This is a genomic window from Gemmatirosa kalamazoonensis (assembly GCF_000522985.1).
Classification (GTDB): domain Bacteria; phylum Gemmatimonadota; class Gemmatimonadetes; order Gemmatimonadales; family Gemmatimonadaceae; genus Gemmatirosa; species Gemmatirosa kalamazoonensis.
Window position 1 is genome coordinate 2,406,840 of the sequence record NZ_CP007128.1, and the last position, 23,504, is coordinate 2,430,343.

Below are 23,504 nucleotides of genomic sequence, written 5' to 3' on the forward strand. Positions count from 1 at the left end.
CCCACACTGCAACCCGGCCGCGGCGCCGACTGCACCTTCGGAACGCGGCTCGGGCCCAGGAAACGCAGTATCAGAGCCGCCGTTCCAGCGCCGCCGCATCAGCGCCGCCGCATCAGCGCCGCCGCATCAGCGCCGCCGCATCAGGTCCCCGGCAGACACGTCTCGCGCAGATCCTTCGCGAACCGCTTCGTGTCCTTCGCGTCGGCGAAGAAGTCGTCGATGTAGCCCACGGCGCGCTTGGCGTAGCCCTTGTCGAGCGCGGGCACCGACTCGTACAGCGCGCGGATCGCGTCGCGCTTCGCGGTGAAGCGCGCCACCGCGTCGGCGACCTGCGGATCCGTGAGGCACGGGCCGCGGTACAGCCGCTCGCGCACCGTCTTGATCGGCAGCCGCGGGTCGGGGGACGAGTAGCGCGTGTCGACGAGCCCCGAGAAGTCGAAGTCGTACGGCACCGCCGTCATCCCCTGCGGCGTCGTGACGAGCCGCACGTTGTGCAGCGCGCCGAGCGAGAAGTCGGTGTTGCCGATGAAGTACTCCCAGATGCCGAGCAGCGCGGCCGACGAATCGGACACGTCGTTGTACCGCCCGCCCCTCGCGGTGAGCACGTCGCCACCGAGTCGGTCGCCGAGCTCGCGCTCGCTCTCGAGGAACATCCCCCATCGCTCCACGACCTTCGTCGTGTCGCGCACGTCGACGTAGCGCATGCGCGCGAGGCGCGGCCGGAAGCTCACCGGCGTCAGGAGGTTGTGCGCGCGGTAGGCCAGGTACTCGCGCAGCACGTACTGCTCGTAGAGGTTCGAGTCGTTGCAGTGCGTGCCGAGCTTCAGCGCCTTCTGCCCGGCGAACAGCGTGTGCTTCGTGCCGGAGTCGAACACGACGCGGAGCGGCGGGAAGCTGCACGTCCCGCGCGAGAGCCGGAAATGCCCGCGCGTCGAGAGCTGCACGGGGATGCGCACCACGCGACCCGCGGAGTCCGTGTAGGCGAGCGTCGCCGCGCGCAGCTTCGGGCGGAGCGTGTCGCGATCGCCGCCGAGGGCCTTCCAGTCGCCGGTGAGCGTCACGTGGATGACGCTGTCGGTGGCGAACAGCGGCGACGCCACGTACGGCTTCGGCGTGCGCTCCGTCTTCGGCGGCTTGTCCGCCTTCGACTTGCCGGCCTTCGGCTGCTTCGGCTGCGCGAGCACCGCGGCGCCGGCGAGCGCGAGCCCGGCGAGAACGTTGAGCATCACGAGACCTCCGCGTGGACGACGAACGGCGCCCCCTCGCTGCACACCGCGGCGACGACGTCGCTCGGCGTGTTCCCCTTGCGCCACCGGACGTTGTACGCGACGACCGGGTCGCCGCCGTCGGTGTCCACCAGATCGAGCCGCCACCGCTTCACGCGCGCGTCGAGCACCGGCTCCACGAGCGGGCGCAACGCGTCGGGGTCGGTGGTCACGATGCGCAGCCGCGCGTCGAACTCCGCCTCCGGCGTCGTCACGGGCAGGTTCGGCGCGCCCTCCTCGCGGCGCTTCCGCACGCGAGACGCGAGCGCCTCGAGCTGCGCCGGCGCCATCGAGCGCAGCACCTCGTCGTCGATGCGCGCCACGAACTGGCTCGTGCGGTTCGCGATGGCGAGCGCGCGCTCCATCTGCTTCTGCGCGCGCTCGCCCTCGAGCGCGGGCGGCGTGCGCCCGAAGTCGGAGTAGAACAGCGCGAGCGCCATCGCGTTGAACAGCACCGAGATGACGACCGCGACCTCGATCTCCACGCCGCACGCGAGCCCCACGCCGGTCACGAGGAACAGAAAGACCGCGTCCTTGCTGTCCTCGAGCGAGTTGCGGAAGCGCACCGCGGCCACGATCCCCGCGAGGCTGAACGCGAGCGCGACGCTCGTCTTCACGAGCACCACCACGCCGGCGACGACGACTGGCAGCAGCACGAGCGTGTGCACCACGGACTGCCGGTACCCCTTCCGCTCGCGCGTCAGCATGTAGATCCACGCCACGGGCAGCGCGAGCAGGAACGCGGCGACGACGGCGCCCGCCACCGACAGCGCCACCGGCTCGGCGAGGCGCGCCGCGACGACGTCGCGCTTCGAGGGCACGGCGCCGAACACCGCGCCGACGTCCAGGTTCGGCGCGTACGACTTCAGCAGCGCGTCGCGCATGTGCGGTGGCACGTGCGGCCACGCGAGCGCTACTGCGCCGAACAGCAGCGCGTAGTACAGCACCACGCGCCGCACGATGTTGTCCGTGAGCGCGGTGGTGACGCGGTGGAGGGGCGAGTGGCGCGACGAGGACATGGACGCGGGGAGCGTCTCGGGGAGAGCGCCGGCAGGGCGCCGGCGCGTCGCGATGATAACGCCGCCGGAGGATCATGGCGAGATTCGGGGGGCGTCGTACATTGCCGCCATGCGCGCGCTCCTCTCGCTGTCGCTGTTCGCCGCGTTCGTGTCGGCCGCCGTGCCACTCGGTCGGCATGGCGCCGCCCCCGCACGGGCGACGGCCGCACCGGAGCGCGTCGCCGCGCAGGCACCGGCGCCCACGCTCGTCGTGGTCGTGACGGTGGACCAGATGCGCGCCGACTACCTCACGCGCTTCGGGCCGCAGCTCCGTGGCGGGCTCGCGCGGCTGCTGCGCGACGGCACGGTGTTCGACAGCGCGTTCCACGACCACGCCATCACCGAGACCGCGCCCGGGCACGCGACCATCCTGAGCGGCCGCTTCCCGCGCAGCACCGGCATCACCGCGAACGTCATCGGCGTCGAGGACGACGCGATGCCGCTCGTCGGCCGCGACAGCGGCGCGCTGCCGGGCGCGTCGCCGCGCCGCTTCCGCGGCACCGTGCTGTTCGACTGGATGGCGGCCCGCGATCGCGACGCGCGCGCGCTGTCGATCTCCATGAAGGACCGCGCCGCGATCCTCCCGTTAGGCCGCGCGCGGCAGACGGTGCTCTGGTACGCGCCGACCGGCCGCTTCACGACGAGCCGCTACTACGCCGACACGCTCCCGACGTGGATCGAGCGGTGGAACGCGCGGCGCGTGCCGTTCCGCTACGCGGGCCGCGTGTGGACGCCGCTCCTCGCCGACAGCGCGTACGCCGAGCGCGACGACCAGGCGGAGACCGGGGGCGAGGACCCGGTGTTCCCGCACGCGCTGCCGGCCGACAGCGCGCTCGCCGTGAACGTGGTGCGCGGCACGCCGTTCATCGACGAGATCGTGCTCGACGCGGCGATCGACGGCGTGCGCGCGATGGGCCTCGGCACGCGCGCGCGCCCCGACCTGCTCGCGGTGTCGCTCTCCGCGACCGACGTCGTCGGGCACCGCTGGGGCCCCGACTCGCGCGAGATGCACGACCAGATCCTGCGGCTCGACCGCGCCCTCGGCGCGTTCCTCGACTCGCTGTACACGCTGCGCGACCCGTCGCGGGTGATCGTCGCGCTCACCGCCGACCACGGCGTCGCGCGCCTGCCCGAGATCGCGGGCGCCGGGCAGGGCGGGTCTAACGCCCCGCGCCGCGTCACGCTCGACGCGGTGGTCGACTCGCTCGGCGCGTGGCTCGAGGCGCGGCGCGTGCCGCGCGGGTCGGTGGGCCTCGAGAACGGCGCGCTGTTCGTCGACCGCGCGGCGCTCGCCGCGGCGAAGGTGAGCGAGGACTCCGTCGTCGACCGCTTCGTGCGCGCGGCGAGCGCCGTGCCGGGAGTGCTGCGCGTCGATCGGTTCGCCGCGCTCGCCCGCGCCGACACCGTGCATGACGCGATCGCGCGGCGCTGGGTGCACATGCTGCCGCCGGAGTATCCCGTGCCGGTGGTCGTCACGCTCACGCCGGGCAGCGTGTGGGGCACGCGCACCGCCGCGGAGCACGGCAGCCCGCACGACTACGACGCCCACGTGCCGCTCATCCTCGCCGGCGCGCCGTTCCGCGCCGGCCACGTGGCCGCGCGCGTCCGCGTCGTCGACCTCGCCCCTACGCTCGCCCGCGTGCTCGGCGCGAAGCCGAGCGAGCGCATCGACGGCCGGGTGCTGGAGGAGGCGCTGCGCTGATCGGGACTCGGGACTCGGGACTCGGGACTCGTGGGCTGACAGCGCCCGAGTCCCGAGTCCCGAGTCCCGAGTCCCGACTCGCTTTCACGTGTTGACAGGTCGAGAGGGTCCCGAGACGTTCCGGTTCCTCCGCTCGTCCTCCCTCCGTGATGCATCCCCGCCTCTCTCTCGTTCCGCGCGCGGCCGTCTCGTCGCTCGCCGCCGCGACGCTGACCGCGTGTGCCGGCCGCCTGACCGCTCCCGCGCGGCCCACCGTGCCGACGCCCGACGAGGCGCTGTCCGCGCGCGCCGCATCGGTCGCCGACGCCGACGTCTCGTACCTGCGCACCCGCGCGCTGCTGCTGCCCGTGGCGAACGTGCGCGCGGCGTCGCTCACGAGCAGCTTCCTCGCGCCGCGCGACGGCGGCGCGCGCGCGCACGAGGGGATCGACATCCTCGCGCCGCGCGGCACGCCGGTGCTCGCCGCGGACGACGGCCGCGTGTGGACCGTGCGGTCGAACGCCCTCGGCGGGCTCACGGTCTACACGATGGATCCGGCCGAGCGGCTCGTGTTCTATTACGCGCACCTCGACCGGTACCAGCCCGGGCTCGTCGACGGCATGCCGCTGCTGAAGGGCGACACGCTGGGCTTCGTCGGCACCACCGGCAACGCGCCACCGGAGACGCCGCACCTGCACTTCCAGGTCGGCACGATCGGACCCGACCACCACTGGTGGACGGCGACGTGGCTCGACCCGCTCCCGTTCCTCCGCGACCCCGGCGTCGTGGTGGCCGATCGGAACGAGCCGGTGGTGATCCCGGTCGGCCGGGTGCGGCGGCCGACGGTGCCCATCGACACCGCCGTCGTCGACTCCACGGCGCGACAGCGCGGGCCGCGCGGACAGCACTGAGCGCGGGAAGCGGGAACGACGCGGGGCCGGCGACGATCGTCGCCGGCCCCGCGTTCCGCCCAGACCCTCAGGCGCGATCGATCACTCGAACGCCCACGACACGATGTAGCCCGAGAAGTGGGGGATCGTGTAGTTGATGTTGCCGAGCAGGTCGATCGTGATGCCGGGCAGCAGCTCGGAGACCGTCGCCGTCCCGGCCGACTGGTTCAGGTCCGTGGCGGACTTGAAGTAGCCCGGGCGCATCAGCTTCAGGTTGAGCAGCGGCGGCGTCATGTCGATCGGCGCGCTGCTCTGCGTGACGACGAGCGGCACGAGGAACCGCGTTCCCGCCGGCTGGAAGTCGTAGGCCACGATCCGGCCCGCGAGCGCCGTGACGCCGAACGTCGTGTTCTTCAGCACGGCGCCGGGAGGCACCACCACGGTCAGCCCGGTGGCCGGCAGCCGAAGCGTCCCGCCGAGCGGACCGATCGTCGCCGAGGCGTGGACGTCCTGCGTGAGCGGGGTCTTCCAGAGCGCTCCGTACACCTGCTGCGTCGTGCCACCGAGGTTCAGGCCGAGCAGGGCGTTCGGCGCCGCCGGCTCACGCGGAGCGACCGGCGAGCGGGATGCGTCGGAGCAGGCGCTGACCACGCCGCCGACGAGCAGGGTGGCCAGAGTGGCGAGAAGGGTTCTCTTCATGAGGGGTCCGAGTCGGTGCAAGGTGGGTCCGCTCTCCGGGGGGTGGGTGAGGAGAGCGGCGGATGCAGGGCGGCTTCGTGCCGAGCGAAGCGGTGCCCTGCGGCCGAGTCTCGGACGGTCGGGGCGCGAACTTTAGCGGGTCGGTCAGGAAAAACCCGACGGACCCCCGGAATGGGGAGGTGCCGGCGGCGCGGTCGGCGGTCGAAGTTATGCATCCCGCGAGAGCGAACGCCGACCCGAGCGACTCATGCCATGGCGATGACCGGAAAGGAGCGCGCGGCCCTGCGCGCCGAAGCCCACCATCTCACCCCGATGGTCCACGTGGGCCAGCAGGGGCTCACCCCGGCGGTGTTCCAGACGCTCGACGACGCCCTCCGCACGCACGAGCTGGTGAAGGTGCAGCTCGGCCGCTCGGTGGACGTGCCGGCGAAGGACGCGGCGAACGCCCTCGCCACCGCGGCCGCCGCGGAAGTCATCCAGGTCATCGGCAAGACCGCGACACTCTACCGCCACAATCCCGACCTGAAGCGAAAGCCGGGGGACGCCGCGCCCTGGAAGTGAGAGGGCAGGAGGGCAGGAGGGCAGGAGGGCAGGAGAGTCGACAGCGCTCCTGCCCTCCTGCCCTCCTGCCCTCCTGCCCTCGCGTTACGGCTTGTAGACGATCTGCTGCTGCACGCGCGCGCGGACCGGCTGGCCGTCCTTCTTGCCGGGGACGAACTCCATCCGCTCGACGACCGACTTGGCGGCGCTGCTGAGCTGTGCCACGGTCGACTCGAGGACCGTGATCGACGCCGGCTCGACGTGGCCATCCTTGTCGATCACGAACTCCACCTTCACCTCACCGCCGAGGCTCATGCGCCGCATCCCCTCGGGGTACGAGCGGGCGATGAGGCGCGCCGTCGTGGCGGCGGAGACGAGCTTCGGCGCCGAGGTCAGGTCGCCGGGACCGTAGACGTCCCCCTGCTGCGCGGCGAGCGCGCGCGGGGCGGCGGCGATCATGAGGGCGGGGAAGGCGAGACGGGCGAGGCGTCCGAGGTGGCCGGGACGAGACATGACACGTTCTCCGCGTGCGACGAGATCGAGAGGGGGTTCCCGTCTCTTTCTCGGCGGCGGGCCGAGCCGCCTTGAGTCGTCCACGAGATCGTAATGCGAGGGCAGGAGGCCCTCCTGCCCTCCTGCCCTCCTGCCCTCCTGCCCTCTCCCGTTACCAGCCCGGCGCGAGCTGGAACCCGAAGTGCGCCTTCTTGTCCGGTCGCTGGAACGGATACGCGTAGTACGTCTCCAGCACCGCGTAGCCGAACAGGTTGATGCGCGCCGAGATGCCGGCGCTCACCACCGGGATGCGGTCGGTCGAGACCCGCGCCTCCTGGCCGGTGACGAAGCGGCCGAACCGCGGCGACTCCCCCTGGTTCCACGCCACGCCCGCGTCGACGAACGGCGCGATCTCCACCGGCAGGAAGTTCGTGCGGATGAGCCCCAGCCCCTCCACGCCGAGCAGCGGGATGCGCAGCTCGGCGCTCGCCACGGCGATGCGGCTGCCGAGGAGGCGGTCGAAGATCGGGCACTGCGCGGTGCTCGTGTTCGTCGTGGAGCTGAAGCACTCGCTCGGGTCGATCGAGTTGTAGTCGTAGCCCCGCACGAACTGCGGGTTGCCGAGGTAGATCGGGTACGAGATCGAGTCGTTCTGCGCATCGCGCCCGTAGCGCCCGTAATGGAGCCCGCGGATCGCGAACGTCACCGGCCGCGCGAACCAGTAGCGGCGGTAGTCGGCGATCGCCTCGTTCAGCTGGATCTGACCGACCGTCGGGCTGTAGCTCAGGCGATACCGCGCCCCGGCGATCGGCGACGTGAAGCCGAACGTCGAGTAGTCGCCGACGAACGCCACCTGCCCCTGCGCGTACATCCGCGACGGCGGCACGGGCGGCCGCGAGCGGTCCTGGCCGATCACCTGGCCGAAGCTGTTCAGGTAGTACGTGTAGACGTCCAGCCCGTAGCTCTGCCGGATCCCCGTGACGCCCAGCTCGAGCCGCTTCGAGATCGACAGCGGGTACTGCAGGATGCCGCCGACCTCGTCGAAGTAGAGCCGGTAGATCCCCTGCTGGATCGCGTACGACTGCGCCTGCTGATCGATGTACGGCGCCGTCTGGTACGCGTAGAGGTACGGGATGCGACCGGCGAGCAGCGCGTAGTTCCAGCGGTGCTTGAGGTTCGTGTACATCACCTCGCCGCCGATGTCCTTCACGTCGCCCTGCGCCTGCAGGATGGTGACGAGGTTGTTGTTCCCGAGCTGGTCGCTGAAGCCGAACGCGACGCCGCCGCCGAACTGGGTGCCGTAGAACCCGCCCGTCTGCACGCCGAACGTCGGCGGGGCGATGTAGTCGAGGTGCAGCGCGCCGCTGTACTCGCGCGGCTGGAAGTCGGCCGTCGTCGCCGGCAGGCCGGTCGACGCGTCGGCGAGGTAGCCCTCGATGGTGCTCGTGTAGCGCGGCGTGAACGGCGGCAGGCGCCCGCCCGGCGCCGCCGGCTGCGGCTGCGTCGTGCCCGTCGTGTTGGTCGCCCCGCCGGGCGACGGGTTCACGGGCTGCGCGACGGCGACGCGCGACGTGTCCGGCGCGACGCCGGGGCTCGCGACGGCGAGCGCGTTGCCGACCGGCGTGCCGCGCGTCGCGTCGCCGTCGAGCCGCTCGATGTCGTTGCCCTGCCGGTCGAACACGGAGAAGACGATGCGCCCCGTGTTGCGCGCCACGCTCACCGCCGGCGACAGCGACGTCACGCCGAGCACGCCGGTCTGCACGTGGGTGATCTGCGACAGCGCGCCGGTCGCGAGCTCCATGCGGTACACGTCGTTGAAGCCGGTGCGGTCGCTCACGAACACGATCGACTGGCCGTCCGGCGTGTAGCTCGGGTTCACCGACTTCGCGCCCGGGGCGGGAATCGGGAGCAGGCGGATGTTGCGCGACGCGACGTCGAGCTCCGCGAGCCGCATGGGCCCGAACGTCAGGCGATCGAGGTTGGTGCCGTCGCCGCGGTCGGTGACGAACGCGATGCGCTTGCCGTCGGGGCTCCACGCCGGCTGCAGCTCCGACTCGCGGCCGGTCGTGAGCTTCTCGTACGTGTCGTTCTGCAGGTCGTACAGGTAGAGATCGGAGATCCCGCCGACCGTGCCGGAGAACGCGATGTAGCGGCCGTCGGGGCTCCACGCCGGGTCGGCGGCGGTGCCGAGCTGCGGCGTCTTCAGCTTGCGCGTCTCGTGGCCGGCGTCGACGTCGTAGATGTGGACGGTCTGGTCGCCGTTCTCGTACACGACGTAGGCGAGCGAGCGGCCGTCGGGCGACCACGAGCCGCCCGTCTGGATGAACGACAGCGCGTCGTAGTGGCGCGCCGAGTTGATGCTGCCGAGCTGCTTGATGACCTTCCCGCTCTCGACGTCGGCGACGTAGAGCTCGATCCCGAACAGGTCGCGGCTCGAGTAGAACGCGACGCGGCGGCCGTCGGGGCTGATGGACGGCGAGACGTTGTACTCGCTGCCGCGCTTGGAGCGCTGCCGGATGACCATCGTCGCCGTGCTGTCGGGCGCCGTGCGGCCGCCGAGCTGCGGCAGGTACGCGTCCTTGATCGCCTGCGCCCAGTCCTTCGACAGCTGGTCGGTCGACACGTCGAGCACGCGGCGGATGGCGCCCTCGAAGCCGTACCGGAGCGACGAGCGATACACGTCGACGACGGCCTGGTCGCCGTAGCGCCCGCCGACGTAGGCCCACAGCGCCTGGCCGTAGCGGTACGGGAAGTAGCGCGGGTCGTTCGTGAGCTGCTTGATCGTCGGCACGTCGTTGCGGCGCGCGGCGTCGCGCAGCCACATCGACGTGTTGGAGTCGTCGCGGCCGAGCGAGAGGTACTCGGCCATGCCCTCGACGAGCCAGAGCGGGAGGCCGTTCAGGCCGATGCTGCGGCCGCTCCCCGGCGCGGCGGCGAGCTTCTCCGCGATGTCGTACTGGAACACGTGCACCAGCTCGTGGCCGAGCACGTGGTGCGTGTCCCAGTAGGATCCGGTGTGCGGCATGACGACGCGCTGGCGCGCGCTCTCCGTCACACCGCCGGTGCCCTCGCCCTCGATCAGCGTGATGTTGTTCTGCTGGAAGTCGGGCTGGTCGGCGAAGAGGATGATCGACTTCCGCTCCGTGAACTGGTGCCGCATGAACGGGCTCAGTCGCGCGTACCACCGCTCCGCCATGCGCGCCGCGTCCGCCGTGGCGAGCGACTCGGCCGGGTAGTAGTGGACGTCGAAGTGCGGCGTCTGGATGACTTTGAAGTCGAAGGTCTCGTAGTTGACCTTGTTCTGACCGAAGTACTGCGCGGCGGCGGGGCGGGGACGACCAGCGCGGCGCAGGCGGCGAGCAGGCCGACGCGCGCGAGGGTGCGCAGGACGGCGGCTGGCACCGTCAAGCGCGCGAAGGCGTCACGGAACATCGGGATCTCCGTAAGAGGATGGCCGCCGGGTGGCGGCGATGAGCCAGCGGGGGCAACAGACATACCACGTCCGAGCGTGTCTGGAGCGCGTCTGTGCGGAGAAACACGCCAGCGGGGCCGCCACCTACCTCCGACCCGTCGACCCCCCGCCCCTACATTGCGACGGCGGTCGCCGGTATCTTATGCCTTCTCTCCCCGACCTCATCCGGATCCGGACATGCCGTACGTCATCACCGAAGCCTGCATCAACGTCAAGGACAAGTCCTGTGTGGACGTCTGCCCGGTGGACTGCATCTACGAGGGCCCCGAGCAGCTGTTCATCCATCCCGACGAGTGCATCGACTGCGGCGCTTGCGAGCCCGAATGCCCGGTGACGGCGATCTTCCCCGACGAGGACGTGCCCGCGCAGCTGCGCGACTACGTGCGGAAGAACCGCGAGGTGTTCCAGAGCGACGAGCCGCCCGGACGTCCTACGCGCTGACCGGGTCGTCCCACAGCGGAAAGATCGACCGCCACGCGTCGGGCACGGGCACCGGCCGGGACGCGCGATCGAGACACACGAACGTGATCGTCGCGTCGGCGTGCAGCGTGCCCGTCGACGCGTTCGTCACCGTCTGCCGGATCGCGTAGCTCGTGCGCCCGATGCGCACGAGCCCCGAGCGGATCACCAGCTCGTCGCCCGGCACCGACTGCGCCGTGTAGCTCACGTCGACGTGGCGCACCACGGTCCACACGTCGGCGCGCCGCAGCTCCCGATACGTCGTCACCGTCTCGAGCAGCGCCCAACGCGCGTGCTCGAGCAGCGTGATCATCGTCGCGTGGTTGACGTGCCCGAAGACGTCGCAGTCGGTCGGGTAGACGTGATAGCGGGGGGTCTCGTGGGACATCGAAGGCGAGAGGGCGTGGGTCGGTAGGGAGTGGGCGATACTGCGCGGGCGATACTGCGCTGGCGATACGGCGCGATGCTGCGCTAGCGGCGCCCGCACCGCTGACCGGCGCCGCACCGCGCAGTCGAGCGCCGTGGGCGTCGTTCGCGCATCATCGCGCCTCACCGCCCGCGCCGCATCGCCGGCGCCGTAAGCGGCGCCGTTCAGTCGTCGTCTACCTCCACCCCGATCGGATCCCCGACGACGTCCTGGACGTAGAGCATCTTGATCGGCACGAGCGCCGCCGCGGTGAGCGGCACCGCGACCATGAGGCCGAGGAAGCCGAAGACGAGCGTCATCAGCGCCTGCGCGACGAGCGTGAGCGCGGGCGGCAGGTCCATCCCGCCGCGCATCAGGAAGGGGATCAGCAGGTGGTTCTCGATGAACTGGATCCCCCAGTACGCGAGCAGCACCGACAGCGCCTTCTCCGGCGAGTCGACGAGCCCCATGGCGATGGCCGGGATCGCGCTGAGCACCGGCCCCACCGTCGGGATGAACTCGAGCAGTCCCGCGATGACGCCGAGCGCGAACGCCGCCTTCACGCCGAGGGCGAACATCGCCACGGTCGTCACGAGGCCGATGGCGAACATCGCGAGCAGCTGCGTCACGAGCCACTTCCGCAGCACGGTCGCGATCTCGGTGAGCACCTCGCCGGCCCGCGGGCGCGCGCGGTGCGGGAAGAGGTGCATCAATCCGTCGTGGTAGAGCTGCGGCTCGGCGCCGATGTAGATCGCGAGGAAGACGATCAGCAGCAGGCCGCCGAGCACCGCGGCGGCGGACGAGAGGAACGGGAAGAGGAACTTCGTCGCGCCGCTGAGCTGCTCGCCGAGCCGCGCACGCAGGCTCGCCGTGGCCGACGGCGCGCCGAGCGACGCGCCGGCCTGCGCGTTAGGCGCCGCGTTAGGCGCCGCGTTGGGCGGCGCGTTAGGCGCTGCACCGGGCTGCGTGGTGGGTCGTGCCGCGCCCGGCGCCGATGCGGAGTCGCCGATCGCGTTGTTCACGATCAGGCCGACGAGCCCCGTGCGGTGCTTCCCGATCCACTCCTCGAGCCGGTCGGCCGCCGCGGGGAGCTGGCCGCGCAGCACGCGGATCTGCTCGCCCAGCGTCGGCGCGACGAACGCCCCGACGCCGACGAGCGCCCCGATCGTGCCGAAGACGACGAGCGCCGCGCCGATGCCGCGGCGCACGCGGAACCGCTCGAGCCGGTCCACCGCCGCGCCGACGGCGAGCCCGAACAGCACGCCGAGGAACACGACGAACACGAGCGAGTTCGCGAACCAGAGCAGCCGGAGCGCGAGGTACAGCCCCATGACGAGCGCCGCGGCGCGCATGACGTCGCGGCTGCGCCACCCGACGTCGCGCGCGCGCGGCGCTCGGGGTAGCGGTGTGGGGCGCCGGGCGCCCCCGTCACCGGCCGCGCGCTCGCCGGGGCCGCCCCCGGCGCGGCGGCCGCGGGCGCCGCAACCGGTGCGGCGGCCGCTCCCGGAGAGCGGGCGGGTGTGGTCTCGGGTTCGTGTGGCATGCCGGCGCGGTGGCGGAGCAAGGCGGGTGCCCGGTCGTCGGAGCGGGCGGCACGCCCATCGCGTGATGCACGCCGCCGTCATGCGCGGCACCGCTAGATTAACCCGCTCCGACGACCCGCCCGACCTCGACATCCGCCGCCGTGGCCCGAACCATCTCCCAGAACGCCGCGAGCGCCACCGAGGCCGCGGTCGCCTACCTCGACACGCCCGCCGAGACGGACGCGTTCCTCGAGTCGATCCAGACGACGCGCGAGATAGCGATCGACACCGAGGGGGCGAGCTTCCACCGCTTTGTCGACCGCATCTACCTGCTGCAGCTCACGGCGCGCGTCGGCAACGCGGAGCGTAGCGCGATCGTCGATCCGCTCTCCGCCGGCAACCTGCCCGCGCTCGGCCGCGTCGTCGAGGATCCGGCGGTCGAGGTGGTGTTCCACGACGCCGACTACGACCTGCGGCTGCTGCACCAGGACTACGGCTGGCGTCCGACGCACCTGTTCGACACGCGGCTCGCCGCGCAGCTCCTCGGCATCAAGGCGTTCGGCCTCGCCGCGCTGCTCGAGCGCGAGTTCGGCCTCAAGCTGGACAAGAAGCACCAGCGCGCCGACTGGTCGATGCGCCCGCTCACCGACGACATGCTCGACTACGCGGCGCAGGACACGCGCTGGCTGCTCGGGCTGCGCGACCGGCTGCGCGAGCAGCTCGAGCGAAGCGGCCGGCTGGCGTGGGCGCAGGAGGAGTTCGCGCGGCTCGAGGGAACGCGATGGGAGCCGGAGGATCCGGCGACGGGGTTCATGCGGCTGAAAGGCGCGCGCGACCTGTCGCGGCGCGAGCTGGCGCTGCTCCGCGAGCTCGTGACGTGGCGCGACGGCGTGGCGCGCGAGCTCGATCGCGCGACGTTCCGCGTGGCGAGCAACGACGTCCTGTTCGACGTCGCTCGCCGCGCCCCGCAGTCGCGCGAGGAGCTCGGCGCGATCAAGGGCGTGCCGCGCGGGTCGCTCGAGGGGCGCGGCAACGAGATCCTCGGCGCCGTGCGGCGCGGCCTCGCGGTGCCCGATGCGGAGCTGCCCCGCTATCCGCGCGCGCCGCGGTGGGACCGCGACCCGGAGTTCGACGCGCGCGTGAGCCGCCTGCGCTCCGTGCGCGAGGAGGCGGCGCAGCGGCTCGCGCTCGACCCGGGCGTGCTGTGCCCGCGCGAGCGGCTGGAGGCCGTCGCGCGGCGCAACCCGCGCTCGCTCGAGGAGCTCGCGGAAGTGCCCGATCTGCGCCGCTGGCAGATCGACGTCCTCGGCGCGGCGATGCTGCGCGCGCTGCGCGAGGTCGACGCGACGTCGGCGACGGTCGGCAACGCGGATCGGTCGCCGTACCGCGACGAGTGACGCGCGGTCCCTAGGTCCCAGGGGGGGCTCCCCCCCCTTCGCCCAGGGTCGCACGGCGCGAAGGTCCGCTCCTAACCGAAACGACGCGCGGTGTGGCGCCGCCGCTGCACCCGTCGGGTGCGCGCCACACATCCGTCGGTCGTCGCGCGATGGCCACACCGGGCGCGGACCGCGCCTGTCCGAGGCAAGACGTTGCCGCGCAGATCGTTAGGCGCGTCGCGTCGCGCCGCGCGGCGGGCCGCCGCGCGCGGAACGAAGCGTGCCCTCCGGTGGTGCCACCGACTCACTCGCCGACGCCATGACGCCCGTGACTCCGATCGAGCCCCACCTCCGCCGCCGCGACGGCGCCCGCCGCCGCCCGTCCCGCGTCGAGCGCGGCGACCGCGCCGTGGAGCGTACGGTGCCCATCCCGGTGCACCGGGAGCCGCAGCGCGCGGAGCCCGTGGAGCCCACGGAGCCGGACGTCGAGGCTCGACTGTCCGAGCGGGCGCTCGCCGCGCGCTTCTTTCCCGTCGTCGCCGCGGTCGTCGCCGCGGACCTCGCGACGAAGGCGTGGGCGACGTCGGCGCTCGCCACGCGCGCCGTGCGGCTCGTCGACGGCGTGGCGCTCGCGCTGCACTACAACCGCGCGTCCGCCGGCGGCGTGTCGCTCGGCGCGCACACGCGCGACCTGAACTTCCTCGGCACGGGCGTCGTCGTCGCGCTGATGGTGATGATCGTGCCGTCGCTCACGCGGCTGCATCGCCGCGCGTGGGTCGCCGCGGCGCTGATCGTCGGCGCGGGGCTCGGCAACATGGCGAGCCTGGTGAGCGACGACCGCGGGGTCGCCGACTTCATCGCGTTCTCGCACGGCAACGGCGCGGCGTGGGTGCTCAACGTCGCCGACGTGGCGCTCGCCGTCGGGCTGGCGCTGCTCGCCTGGACGACGCTGGTGCTCGCGCGCGCCGCGCGGCGGGAGGCGGCCCATGCCCGCGTGCGTTGACTGCGGGCGGTGCAGGGCGCCCGGCGCGTCAGCCGCGCGCGAGCTCCGCGTCGAGCAGCCGCTCCACGTCGTCGAGGCCTGCGGGTCGCGCGAGATAGTACCCCTGCCCGAGCTCGCAGCCGAGCTCCCGCAGTCGCGTCCACTGCGCCTCCGTCTCGATCCCTTCGGCGACGACGCGCATGCCGAGCGCGGCGCCGAGGCCCAGGATCGCGCGCGCCAGCGGCGACTCGTCGTGCTCCCTGCCGACGCGGTCGACGAACCGCTTGTCGATCTTCAGTAGATCGACCGGGAAGCGCTCCAGGTAGGCGAGCGACGAGAAGCCCGTCCCGAAGTCGTCGATCGCGAGGCGGACACCGAGCGCCTTGAGCGCGCGCACGCGGCCGAGCGTGCTCTCGGTGTCGTCGATCAGCATGCTCTCGGTCATCTCGAGCACGAGCGACTCCGGCGCGATCCCCGAGTCGGACAGCGCCGCGGCGACCACGCGCGGCAGGTCCGGCTCGAGCAGCTGACGCGCCGAGAGGTTCACGGTGATCGAGAGCGGGCGGCCGAGGCGATCCTGCCAGCCGCGCGCGTCGCGACACGCGGTCTCCAGCACGTGGCGGCCGATCGCCACGATGAGCCCCGTCTCCTCGGCCAGCGGGATGAACGCCAGCGGCGGCACGAACCCGCGCCGCGCATCGCGCCAGCGCACCAGCGCCTCGAACCCGTGCAGCCGCCTGCCCGCGAGCGCCGCGATCGGCTGGTAGTGGACGACGAGATCGCGGCACTCGTTCGCCACGACACGGCGCAGATCCGCCTCGAGCTCCAGCCGCTCGCGCACGGCCGCGTGCATCGCCGGCTCGAACACCTCGTAGCGTCCCTTGCCCGCCGCCTTCGCGCGGTACATCGCGAGATCCGCGTTGCGGAGCAGCTCGTCCGCGCCGTCCGCGGCTGCGGCGGCGGCGATCCCGATGCTGACGCCCACCTCGAGCGCGACGCCGTCGCACTCCACCGGCTCGCCGAGCGACGCGACGATGCGCTCGGCGACGTGCGCGGCCCCCGAGAGCAGCGGCGACTCGGCGCCCGCGGGCTCGTCGAGCAGCACCGCGAACTCGTCGCCGCCGAGCCGCGCGCACGTGTCGACGTCGCGCAGCGTGGCGCGGAGGCGCGACGCCACCTGCACGAGCAGCCGGTCGCCGGCGGCGTGTCCCCAGCCGTCGTTGACGCGCTTGAAGTCGTCGAGGTCGAGGAACAGCACCACCGGGCGTGGGCCGGTGCGCGATGCGCGGGCGAGCGCGTGCTCGACGCGGTTCCGGAACAGCACCCGGTTGGCGAGCCCGGTGAGCGGATCGTGAAACGCCTCGTGCACGAGCTGCCGCTCGAGCGCCTTGCGCGGCGTCACGTCGCGCACGTGCGTCTGCACCGCGCGGCGACCGTCGTGCACCACCGCCACGGACGACGTCTCCACCTCCAGCGTGCGCCCGTCGGCGGTGAGCATCCGGAACTCGCCGAGCTGCGCGCCGGATCTCGAGTCCGGGGCGCGCGCGATCCGCTCGCGGACCTCGTCGCGCGAGTCGGGGTGCACGACCTTCAGCAGCCGGCGCCCCACCAGCTCGTACGCGCCGCGGACGCCGAGCAGCTCCGCCGCGGCCGGGTTCGCGAACAGGATCACGCCGGCGGCGTGCACCACGATGCACTCCGGCGAGCATTCGACGAGCTGACGGTGCCGGAGCTCGCTCTCGCGCACCGCTTCCTGGGCGCGGTGGCGGGCGGTGACGTCGCGGATGATGCTCGTGAAGTACAGCGCGCCGTCCGCGTACCAGCTGCTCAGCGACAGCTCGATCGGGAACGCGGTGCCATCGCGTCGCGTCGCCTCCAGCTCCACCGTGCGGCCGACGAGCGTGGGGGCGGTGTGGCCGCCCTGCCACATCGGGCTGGGCGTACGCGTGCCGTGCGTCGTGGTGGGGATGAGCCGGGCGAGCGGCTGGCCCATCGCCTCCGCCTCGGCGTAGCCGAACATCCGCGTCGCGGCGGCGTTCCAGAAGACGATGCGGTTCTGCCAGTCCGTCGAGACGATCGCGTCGGTGGCCGCCTCGGAGACGGCGCGGAAGCGGGCCTCGCTGCGGCGCAGCGTCTCGACGAGCGCCGCGTAGCGACCACGCCCCACCACGCCGAGCCACGCGCGGCGTGCTCGCCCCCGCGCCGCGCGCATCCGCCTGGCCGTGTGTCGCGCTCCGCGCGACGCGACGGCGGCGACGAGCAGCGAGAGCACGACGAGCCGTGCCGCGAAGCTCGTCTGGAAGCGTGGAACGTTGGCAGGCGACGGATCGGGCACGACCGACGGGTGCGAGGAGCTGTCGAGACGATGGCCGGTCCTCTGAGGATCGGCCGCTCCCTCCCGTTCCTGAAGTCGCGCGGGTCCGGGGGATCCCGCCTAGAAGCCGAGGTACGCGCGCACGCGGGGCTCGATCCGCTCGGGCGACCAGGGCGGCGTCCACACGAGGTTCATCACGACGTCCTCGACGCCGGGCAGGGAGCGCACCTGCCGCTCCGCCTCCGACATGATCTCCGGGCCGGAAGGGCATCCGGGCGACGTGAGGCTCATGTCGATCGTGACGACCGCGGCGTCGACGGCGATGTCGTAGACGAGGCCGAGGTCGACGATGTTGAGGTTCAGCTCCGGGTCCTTCACGCGCCGCAGCGCGAGGCGGACCTGATCGAGCGTGACGCCGGCCGGCGCGTCCGCGGCGGGAGGGGGCGGCGTGGCGATGTCGTCGGGCATGGGGGCTCCTGTCGGGGGCTCCCCGGAACTTCGACGGAGAAGGGGGCGAAGCGAAAGGGGCGGCTCAGCGCCGCCCCGTCGTCTTCTTCGCCGTGCTCGTCTTCGCCTTGCTCGATTTCGCCTTGCTCGATGACCTGCTCGAGGACGACCCGCTCGCGCTGTGCTTCGCCGAGGACTTGCTCTTCGCGCTCGACTTGGACTTGGCCGAGGGGCTGCTCTTGCCCTTCGACTTCGACGACTTCGCGGTCGAGTGCTTCGACTTGCCGTACGACTTCGAGCGCGTCGCCTTCGGCTTCGTCCAGCCGCTCTTCTCGTCGACGCGGAATGCCGCCGGCATCGCGTGCGGCCCATCGGGCGAGTCGACGACCGCCAGCTCGGCCGCATCGGAGAGGTCGGCGCGGACGTCGGCGATGACCTTCGCCGGGCGCTGCGCCTTCGCCGCGTGGACGCGGTTCGTGAGCAGGATGACGAACAGGTCGCGATCCGGGTCGACCCACAGCGACGTGCCGGTGAAGCCCGTGTGGCCGTAGGCCGAGGCGCCCATCAGGCTGCCGCAGCTCCCGCGGTTGTTGCACGTGTCCCAGCCGAGGGCGCGGGTGCCGGCCTCGCGGCGGGTGAACAGCTTCACGGTGGAGTCGGCGATGACGCGCACGCCGCCGTACTCGCCGCCGTTGATCATCATCTGCGCGTAGATCGACAGGTCGGCGGCGGTGCTGAACAGCCCCGCGTGGCCGGCGACGCCGCCGAGCGCGTACGCGTTCTCGTCGTGCACCTCGCCCTTCAGGGGGTAGCCGCGGGGCGGGCTCACCTCGGTGGGCGCCGTGCGCCAGCGGACCGACGCGGGCGGCAGGAAGTACGTGTCGGTCATGCCGAGCGGACCGTACACGCGCTTCTCGAGGAACTTGTCCATCCGCTCGCCGGCGACCGTCTCGACGACGAAGCCGAGGATGTCGGCGCCGAGGTCGGAGTACTCGTAGCAGTCGCCCGGGCGGCAGATGAGCGGCGTGGCGAGCACCTGCTCGCGCGCCTCCTCGGGGGAGTGCGCGGTGCGCCACAGGTCGCGGCCCGGCGGGAGCCCGGCGTGGTGCGTGAGGAGCTGGCGGATGGTGACGCGGTCCTTCATGCCGCCGGAGAACGCCGGCAGGTACTGACGGACGGGGGCGTCGAGATCGATCTTCCCCTCGTCGTAGAGCACCATGAGCGCCGTCGTGGTGCCGACGACCTTCGTGAGCGAGGCCAGGTCGTAGATCGAGTGCAGGTCGACCTCGGGGCTCTCGCTCGACCAGCTCAGGCGGCCGAAGCCGCGCTTGAGGACCGCGTAGCCCCGCCGGCCGATGATGGCCGACGCGCCCGGGTAGCCGCCCGCGGAGATGCCGCGCTGGACGATGCGCGACACGGTCGCCAGGCGCTCGGACGACATGCCGACCGCGGAGACGTCCTTCGCGAGCGGGAGCCCGTCCGACGACGCGGCGTCGCGGCCGGCGACGGTGGCGACGAACGCCCCCGCGCGCCCGACGGCCGCGTGCAGCCCGGCCAGGGCGTCGGCGCGCGCGCCGCGAGCGGCGTTCGCGGAGATCCCGAAGGCCGAGGACGCACCGAGTGCGGCGGCTACGACGGCGGCGTGGATGCGGGGCACGTGAGTGAGGACTCCTCTACGACGGACGGACGTGCTGCCTCATCCATATAGGACGGGGGCACGACCGCGCAAGTCACCGGCACGGGCCAGCGACGGTTGTCGAGCTATACGCGAAAGGGGCGGGCGAACGTGTCAGGACCCGGCACCAGTACCGTCATGGCGCCCGATCCCGACCTGTCCGGGCTACCGGCGGGAAGGGCGGTATATGGTGGCACACGTACCACGGGTCAAGACGAGACTGCGAGCAACCGGTCACGCCGAAACATGTGATGCGCATCACGCGTGCCTACCTTACACCTCGACTGCGGCGCTGATCCATCGGCGCTGGCGGGGGCGGTGCCGGTGAGGCGGCGCTGATCCCGCGCGTTTTCAGCGCCGCCGCGCCAGCGCCGATTCATCAGCGCCGCCGCACCAGCGCCGCGTAACCAGGCCGGTAAACCGTTCGTAGGCGTCCACGTGACCAAGGAACTGCACATGGACTCCGATCAGCTTCTGGTCCGGCGCGCCATCGATGGCGACGAGCGGGCGATGCGGATGCTCTGGACGCGACACGCGCCCCACGTGGACGCCGTCGTTCGTCGGCTCGTCGGCGATCCCGACGCGGCGGCGGACGTGGCGCAGGACGTGTGGATCCAGATCTTCCGGGCGCTCCCCACGTGGCGAGGCGACTCGCAGTTCGGCACGTGGATCCATCGGGTGGCGGTGAACCGGACGTTGAACGCGCTGCGCCGGCTGCGGCGCACCGGCAAGGTGGAGACGTCGCTCGACGAGGCGACCGACGATCAGCCGGTGGGCTCGGTGGCGCAGGCGCTGGCGGTGGACCCGGACAGCGAGCGGGCGTTGCTCGCGTCGTCGATCGAGGAGGCGGCGCGACAGCTCTCGCCGGGGGCTCGACAGGTGTTCATGCTGCACGACGTCGAGGGCTACACGCACGAGGAGATCGCCGAGTCGCTCGGCATCACCGCAGGCGGCTCGAAGTCGCAGCTGTTCAAGGCCCGCGCGAAGCTTCGGCGGCTGCTCGCGCATCTGGTGGACGGCTCGGGGGGACACGGGACCCCGACCGACGGCCTCGCGCCGCCGCGCGCTCGAACGGCAACCCCTCCGGGCGCGCACACCATCCGTCATTCATTCGCTCCCCATGCAGCACCTGGATACTGACCGCCTCGCCGCTCTGGCCGACGAGACACCCACGACGGAGGAGGCGGCACACATCGCCTCGTGCGTGGCGTGCCGTCGGGAGCGCGACGCGTTCGTGGAGCTCCTGGCGCTGGCGCGACGAGAAGGCACGGCCGGGCTGGTCCCCGACCTCGCGGCGGTCGCGCCGCCCCTGAACTCCTGGGATTCTCTCTCCGCGTCGCTCCGGGCCGAGGGGCTCATCCGCTCCCCGGCCGACGCGTCTGCGCCATCGACGCGCGAGCCGGCCCACGGCGGCCGCCTGCGCGACATCGCGGCCCTCGGGCCGACGTTCTGGCGACGCGCCGCGGCCTCGGTCGCGCTCCTCGTCGGCGGGGCCGCGCTCGGCCGGTTCACGGCGCCGACGGTCGTCGCCGTCGGGCCAGCCGCGCCGCGGACGGCGACGGCGCCGGCGACGCAGGTCGCCGCGGCGACGTCCGCCCCGGCGCCCGCGACGGGCGACACCACGACGTCGGCCGCGCCGGCGCCGGCCGCGCCGCAGCCGTCGCGCGGTCTCTCCAGCTCGCTGCCGGTCTACGGCGAGGCGGAGGCGCACCTCGCGTCGCGCGCCGACGAGGCGACGAGCTTCCGCAGCGTGCAGGACGCCCTCGGCGTGCTGACGCGCGCGCAGCGCGACTACCAGCGGGCGAGCGCCTGGCTGGCGGACCACGACTCGTCGACGATCGGCGGCTCGCCGCAGACGCTGAGGGCGCGTCTCGCCGCGCTCGACGAGGTGCTGCCGCGGTTCCGCGAGGCGCTGCACGAGGCGCCGCAGGACCCGGTGCTGAACCAGTACTATCTCACCGCCGCCGACGTCCGGGAGTCGACGCTGCGCCAGCTCGGGCGCGCGCTGCCGGCCAGCATGCGGCTGAACGCCTACTGATGCGGACCTCGAAGCGGATCCTGATCTGGAGCGTCGCGATCGCGGCGGGCGCGGGCGTCGTGCCCACGCCGGGCGCGGCGCAGGCCACGACGATGACGGCGGCGTGCGAGCGGGCGGGGATGATGCTCCACCCGCGGCGCACGGCGCCGGTGGCCGCCGACACGCTCATGGCCAACGTACGACGGCTGCTCGAGACGCAGGAAGTGATCGCGGCGCGGGCCGGGAGCACGCCGCCTGCCGCGGCCCAGCAACGCATGCGGCTCACGTTCTCGCGCGGCTGGCTCGGGGTCTTCACGTCGGAGATCCGCGAGGAGCGGCTCGCGTCCGACGGGCTCCACGTGCGCTACTGCGACTATCCGGTGGTGGTGAGCGTGGAGCCGGCCTCGCCGGCGCAGCGAGCGGGGCTCGAGGCGGGGGACACGATCGTCGCGTACAACGACATCGACCTGCGCGAGGCGGAGGAGATCGCGCTCGACCGGCTGCTCGTGCCGGACACCACGGTACGCGTGACCGTGCGCCGCGACGGGCGGCCGCTCGTGCTGCCGCTCGTCGTGGGGCGGCGGCCGTCGACGGCGATCGCACGCGTGTTCACGCAGGGCGGCACCGGCGCGGGCGGCACCGGGACCGGCTTCAGCTACGTCGTCGTCAGCCCGGGGCAGCCGGGCGCGCCGGGCGTGGCGCTGCCGCGCGTGCCCGAGGCGCCGCCGGTCGCGACGCGGCTGCGCACGGCGCGACGCACCCCGAACGGCGAGAGCGAGGCGAATGTGGTGACCGGGGCACCACTCGCCATGACGCCGTTCGTGCTCGGCTTCGGCGGGAGCGGGCCGTCGGCGGTGGCCGGCGCGCAACTCATGGCGATGGACGACGACCTGCGTGCGGTGGTCGGTGCGAAGAGCGGCGTGCTCGTGCTGCGGGTGGCCGAGGGGACGCCGGCGAGCGAGGCAGGGCTGCGGTCGGGGGACGTGATCCTCTTGGCCGACGGCGTCGCCGCGACGACGCCGCTGGTGGTGCAGCGGGCGCTGCTCCGGAGCCGCGACGACCGCGCGGTGCCGCTCAAGGTCGAGCGGAAGGGGAAGACGCGCGAGGTGATCCTGCGCTGGTGAGCGGCTGGAGCTTCCGCTCCTCCGGCACGAGCGACTTGTGGATGGCCAGCGCGGCGACGGCGCCGCCGGCGGCCGCGCGAACGCCGAGCTGCGGGCCCGGCGCGATGTCGCCGGCGGCGAACACGTTGTAGACCGACGTGTGGTGCGCGGTGTCGATGAGGATGCGCCCGTCCTCGTCGCGCTCGCAGCCGAGCTGCGCACCGAGGTCGTCGGCCGGGTACTGGCCGATGGCGAAGAAGATCTTCTCGCAGCCGAGCGTGCGCCCGTCGGCGAACAGCAGCGAGCGGAGGTTGCCCTCGCGCAGGTTCACCCGCTCGACGGGCGCCGACTCGAGCGGGATGTCCAACGCGGCGAGCTTGCCGGCGAGATAGTCGTCGAGCTCGGGGTCCATCCCGTCGGTGCAGACGGTGATGTCGCGCGTCCACGTCGTGAGGTTGAGCGCCATGCCGACGGCCTTGCGTCCCTTGCCGATGACGACGGTCTTCTTGCCGCGCGCGTCGTAGCCGTCACAGTCGGGGCAGACGTGGGCGCGGTCGCCGTAGACCTGGCTGAGCCCCGGGATGCGCGGCCACACGTCCTTGATCCCGATGCAGAGGAGGAGGCGTCGCGCGACGAGCGCCGTGGTGCACGGGCGCGGCGCGTTGTCGTCGGGGGCGCGGGGGGTGCCGGGGCCGGCGCGGTCCTCGCGCGCCTTCGTGGCCGGCAGCGGATCGTACTCGACGACGAACCGCGCGTCGCCCTCCGCGCGGATGGTGACGACGAACCCGTCGATCAGCGTGGCGCCGTACTGCCGCGCCTCCTCGCGTCCGGCCCGCCGCAGCTCGGCCGGCCGCACGCCGGGGAGCCCCAGGTACCCGTTGATGCCGTTCGTCTCCCAGTTGCGTGGGTCGCCGGAGTCGACGAGGACGACGCGGTGGAGGTAGCGGCCGAGCCAGATGGCGGCGGACAGGCCGGCGGGTCCGCCGCCAACGATGGCCACATCGAAGATTTCGTCGGACATTGTCCCCAGCGCGGGGGCAGGGACCGTGCCCCGGGAGGGCGAGGGCAGGAGGGCAGGAGGGCAGGAGAGCTTCGGACTCTCCTG

General features: G+C 72.7%; 21 protein-coding genes. 9 read left to right on the forward strand and 12 right to left on the reverse strand.

Features of this window, described 5'->3' with window-relative positions; translation table 11 throughout:
• Positions 1-140 precede the first annotated feature (140 nt).
• Both J421_RS10450 and J421_RS10460 read right to left on the reverse strand, forming a co-directional pair.
• On the reverse strand, positions 141-1,226 hold the full coding sequence (locus J421_RS10450; RefSeq protein ID WP_025411126.1) for a CotH family protein: 1,086 nt from the start codon (positions 1,224-1,226) through the stop codon (positions 141-143).
• Positions 1,226-2,284, reverse strand: coding sequence for a DUF4956 domain-containing protein (locus J421_RS10460; RefSeq protein WP_025411127.1), 1,059 nt, complete (start codon positions 2,282-2,284; stop codon positions 1,226-1,228). Before J421_RS10460 ends, J421_RS10450 begins: the two co-directional genes overlap by 1 nt.
• A 109-nt stretch (positions 2,285-2,393) precedes the next feature.
• On the opposite strand from J421_RS10460, the gene J421_RS10465 reads away from it, so the two are divergent.
• Both J421_RS10465 and J421_RS10470 read left to right on the forward strand, forming a co-directional pair.
• Entirely contained in the window at positions 2,394-4,025 is a 1,632-nt protein-coding gene (locus J421_RS10465) for an alkaline phosphatase family protein (RefSeq protein WP_025411128.1), read from the forward strand.
• Positions 4,026-4,174: 149 nt separating this feature from the next.
• Positions 4,175-4,915 carry a M23 family metallopeptidase gene (locus tag J421_RS10470; RefSeq protein WP_025411129.1) on the forward strand — a complete coding sequence of 247 codons (741 nt, stop codon included), beginning with the start codon at positions 4,175-4,177 and terminating at the stop codon, positions 4,913-4,915.
• An 81-nt stretch (positions 4,916-4,996) separates the two neighbouring features.
• On the opposite strand, the gene J421_RS10475 is transcribed toward J421_RS10470, so the two are convergent.
• On the reverse strand, positions 4,997-5,593 hold the full coding sequence (locus J421_RS10475; RefSeq protein ID WP_148306251.1) for a hypothetical protein: 597 nt from the start codon (positions 5,591-5,593) through the stop codon (positions 4,997-4,999).
• A 252-nt stretch (positions 5,594-5,845) separates the two neighbouring features.
• Here J421_RS10475 and J421_RS10480 point away from each other — a divergent pair, with 252 nt between their 5' ends.
• Positions 5,846-6,154, forward strand: coding sequence for a YhbY family RNA-binding protein (locus J421_RS10480; protein WP_025411131.1), 309 nt, complete (start codon positions 5,846-5,848; stop codon positions 6,152-6,154).
• An 84-nt stretch (positions 6,155-6,238) separates the two neighbouring features.
• Here J421_RS10480 and J421_RS10485 read toward each other — a convergent pair whose 3' ends face one another.
• Together J421_RS10485 and J421_RS10490 are read right to left on the reverse strand one after the other, a co-directional pair.
• On the reverse strand, positions 6,239-6,646 hold the full coding sequence (locus J421_RS10485) for an energy transducer TonB (protein WP_148306252.1): 408 nt from the start codon (positions 6,644-6,646) through the stop codon (positions 6,239-6,241).
• Between the two features lie 151 nt (positions 6,647-6,797).
• Entirely contained in the window at positions 6,798-9,821 is a 3,024-nt protein-coding gene (locus J421_RS10490) for a BamA/TamA family outer membrane protein (RefSeq protein WP_025411133.1), read from the reverse strand.
• A 453-nt stretch (positions 9,822-10,274) separates the two neighbouring features.
• On the opposite strand from J421_RS10490, the gene J421_RS10495 reads away from it, so the two are divergent.
• Positions 10,275-10,538: a ferredoxin family protein gene (locus J421_RS10495; RefSeq protein ID WP_025411134.1), complete on the forward strand. Its 264-nt coding sequence runs from the start codon at positions 10,275-10,277 to the stop codon at positions 10,536-10,538.
• Here J421_RS10495 and J421_RS10500 read toward each other — a convergent pair.
• Together J421_RS10500 and J421_RS10505 are read right to left on the reverse strand one after the other, a co-directional pair.
• Positions 10,528-10,944 carry an acyl-CoA thioesterase gene (locus J421_RS10500; RefSeq protein ID WP_025411135.1) on the reverse strand — a complete coding sequence of 139 codons (417 nt, stop codon included), beginning with the start codon at positions 10,942-10,944 and terminating at the stop codon, positions 10,528-10,530. The two genes, J421_RS10495 and J421_RS10500, sit on opposite strands and share 11 nt — an antisense overlap.
• A 203-nt stretch (positions 10,945-11,147) precedes the next feature.
• Entirely contained in the window at positions 11,148-12,314 is a 1,167-nt protein-coding gene (locus tag J421_RS10505; RefSeq protein WP_025411136.1) for an AI-2E family transporter, read from the reverse strand.
• Between the two features lie 332 nt (positions 12,315-12,646).
• Between J421_RS10505 and J421_RS10510 the strand changes: the two genes are divergently transcribed.
• Both J421_RS10510 and J421_RS10515 read left to right on the forward strand, forming a co-directional pair.
• Positions 12,647-13,882: a ribonuclease D gene (locus J421_RS10510; RefSeq protein WP_025411137.1), complete on the forward strand. Its 1,236-nt coding sequence runs from the start codon at positions 12,647-12,649 to the stop codon at positions 13,880-13,882.
• A 298-nt stretch (positions 13,883-14,180) separates the two neighbouring features.
• On the forward strand, positions 14,181-14,864 hold the full coding sequence (locus J421_RS10515) for a signal peptidase II (protein ID WP_025411138.1): 684 nt from the start codon (positions 14,181-14,183) through the stop codon (positions 14,862-14,864).
• Positions 14,865-14,892: 28 nt separating this feature from the next.
• On the opposite strand, the gene J421_RS10520 is transcribed toward J421_RS10515, so the two are convergent.
• The 4 genes from J421_RS10520 to J421_RS32715 all read right to left on the reverse strand — a co-directional run bounded on the left by J421_RS10520 (position 14,893) and on the right by J421_RS32715 (position 19,813).
• The gene (locus J421_RS10520) at positions 14,893-17,178 is read right to left on the reverse strand and encodes a putative bifunctional diguanylate cyclase/phosphodiesterase (RefSeq protein ID WP_025411139.1); all 2,286 of its coding nucleotides are present in this window, start codon (positions 17,176-17,178) and stop codon (positions 14,893-14,895) included.
• Between the two features lie 99 nt (positions 17,179-17,277).
• Positions 17,278-17,625 carry a metal-sulfur cluster assembly factor gene (locus tag J421_RS10525; protein WP_025411140.1) on the reverse strand — a complete coding sequence of 116 codons (348 nt, stop codon included), beginning with the start codon at positions 17,623-17,625 and terminating at the stop codon, positions 17,278-17,280.
• A 64-nt stretch (positions 17,626-17,689) separates the two neighbouring features.
• Complete coding sequence (locus tag J421_RS10530) at positions 17,690-19,261, reverse strand: serine hydrolase domain-containing protein (RefSeq protein ID WP_025411141.1); 1,572 nt, start codon at positions 19,259-19,261, stop codon at positions 17,690-17,692.
• A 369-nt stretch (positions 19,262-19,630) separates the two neighbouring features.
• The gene (locus J421_RS32715) at positions 19,631-19,813 is read right to left on the reverse strand and encodes a hypothetical protein (protein WP_158508735.1); all 183 of its coding nucleotides are present in this window, start codon (positions 19,811-19,813) and stop codon (positions 19,631-19,633) included.
• A gap of 9 nt (positions 19,814-19,822) precedes the next feature.
• Here J421_RS32715 and J421_RS10535 point away from each other — a divergent pair, with 9 nt between their 5' ends.
• From J421_RS10535 to J421_RS10545, 3 genes are read left to right on the forward strand one after another with little or no spacing between them, the layout of a single operon-like run.
• Entirely contained in the window at positions 19,823-20,419 is a 597-nt protein-coding gene (locus J421_RS10535) for an RNA polymerase sigma factor (protein WP_158508737.1), read from the forward strand.
• Positions 20,400-21,317 carry a hypothetical protein gene (locus J421_RS10540; protein ID WP_148306254.1) on the forward strand — a complete coding sequence of 306 codons (918 nt, stop codon included), beginning with the start codon at positions 20,400-20,402 and terminating at the stop codon, positions 21,315-21,317. Before J421_RS10535 ends, J421_RS10540 begins: the two co-directional genes overlap by 20 nt.
• Positions 21,317-22,420, forward strand: a complete 1,104-nt coding sequence (locus tag J421_RS10545) for a PDZ domain-containing protein (RefSeq protein ID WP_025411144.1) — start codon at positions 21,317-21,319, stop codon at positions 22,418-22,420. Before J421_RS10540 ends, J421_RS10545 begins: the two co-directional genes overlap by 1 nt.
• Here the strand turns inward: J421_RS10545 and J421_RS10550 are convergent.
• Positions 22,371-23,420, reverse strand: a complete 1,050-nt coding sequence (locus J421_RS10550; protein WP_104022486.1) for an NAD(P)/FAD-dependent oxidoreductase — start codon at positions 23,418-23,420, stop codon at positions 22,371-22,373. The genes J421_RS10545 and J421_RS10550 overlap by 50 nt on opposite strands.
• Between the last annotated feature and the right edge of the window lie 84 nt (positions 23,421-23,504).

What these genes read in the sequence shown, in the direction of transcription:
- J421_RS10490 (WP_025411133.1), bottom strand. Translation starts at nt 9,821, where the DNA reads ATGGCGGAGCGGTGGTACGCGCGACTGAGCCCGTTCATGCGGCACCAG.
- J421_RS10545 (WP_025411144.1), top strand. Translation starts at nt 21,317, where the DNA reads ATGCGGACCTCGAAGCGGATCCTGATCTGGAGCGTCGCGATCGCGGCG.
- J421_RS10525 (WP_025411140.1), bottom strand. Translation starts at nt 17,625, where the DNA reads ATGCCCGACGACATCGCCACGCCGCCCCCTCCCGCCGCGGACGCGCCG.
- J421_RS10500 (WP_025411135.1), bottom strand. Translation starts at nt 10,944, where the DNA reads ATGTCCCACGAGACCCCCCGCTATCACGTCTACCCGACCGACTGCGAC.
- J421_RS10540 (WP_148306254.1), top strand. Translation starts at nt 20,400, where the DNA reads ATGCAGCACCTGGATACTGACCGCCTCGCCGCTCTGGCCGACGAGACA.
- J421_RS10495 (WP_025411134.1), top strand. Translation starts at nt 10,275, where the DNA reads ATGCCGTACGTCATCACCGAAGCCTGCATCAACGTCAAGGACAAGTCC.
- J421_RS10475 (WP_148306251.1), bottom strand. Translation starts at nt 5,593, where the DNA reads ATGAAGAGAACCCTTCTCGCCACTCTGGCCACCCTGCTCGTCGGCGGC.
- J421_RS10485 (WP_148306252.1), bottom strand. Translation starts at nt 6,646, where the DNA reads ATGTCTCGTCCCGGCCACCTCGGACGCCTCGCCCGTCTCGCCTTCCCC.
- J421_RS10460 (WP_025411127.1), bottom strand. Translation starts at nt 2,284, where the DNA reads ATGTCCTCGTCGCGCCACTCGCCCCTCCACCGCGTCACCACCGCGCTC.
- J421_RS10515 (WP_025411138.1), top strand. Translation starts at nt 14,181, where the DNA reads ATGACGCCCGTGACTCCGATCGAGCCCCACCTCCGCCGCCGCGACGGC.
- J421_RS10465 (WP_025411128.1), top strand. Translation starts at nt 2,394, where the DNA reads ATGCGCGCGCTCCTCTCGCTGTCGCTGTTCGCCGCGTTCGTGTCGGCC.
- J421_RS10505 (WP_025411136.1), bottom strand. Translation starts at nt 12,314, where the DNA reads ATGCGCGCCGCGGCGCTCGTCATGGGGCTGTACCTCGCGCTCCGGCTG.
- J421_RS10480 (WP_025411131.1), top strand. Translation starts at nt 5,846, where the DNA reads ATGGCGATGACCGGAAAGGAGCGCGCGGCCCTGCGCGCCGAAGCCCAC.
- J421_RS10550 (WP_104022486.1), bottom strand. Translation starts at nt 23,420, where the DNA reads ATGTCCGACGAAATCTTCGATGTGGCCATCGTTGGCGGCGGACCCGCC.
- J421_RS10450 (WP_025411126.1), bottom strand. Translation starts at nt 1,226, where the DNA reads ATGCTCAACGTTCTCGCCGGGCTCGCGCTCGCCGGCGCCGCGGTGCTC.
- J421_RS10470 (WP_025411129.1), top strand. Translation starts at nt 4,175, where the DNA reads ATGCATCCCCGCCTCTCTCTCGTTCCGCGCGCGGCCGTCTCGTCGCTC.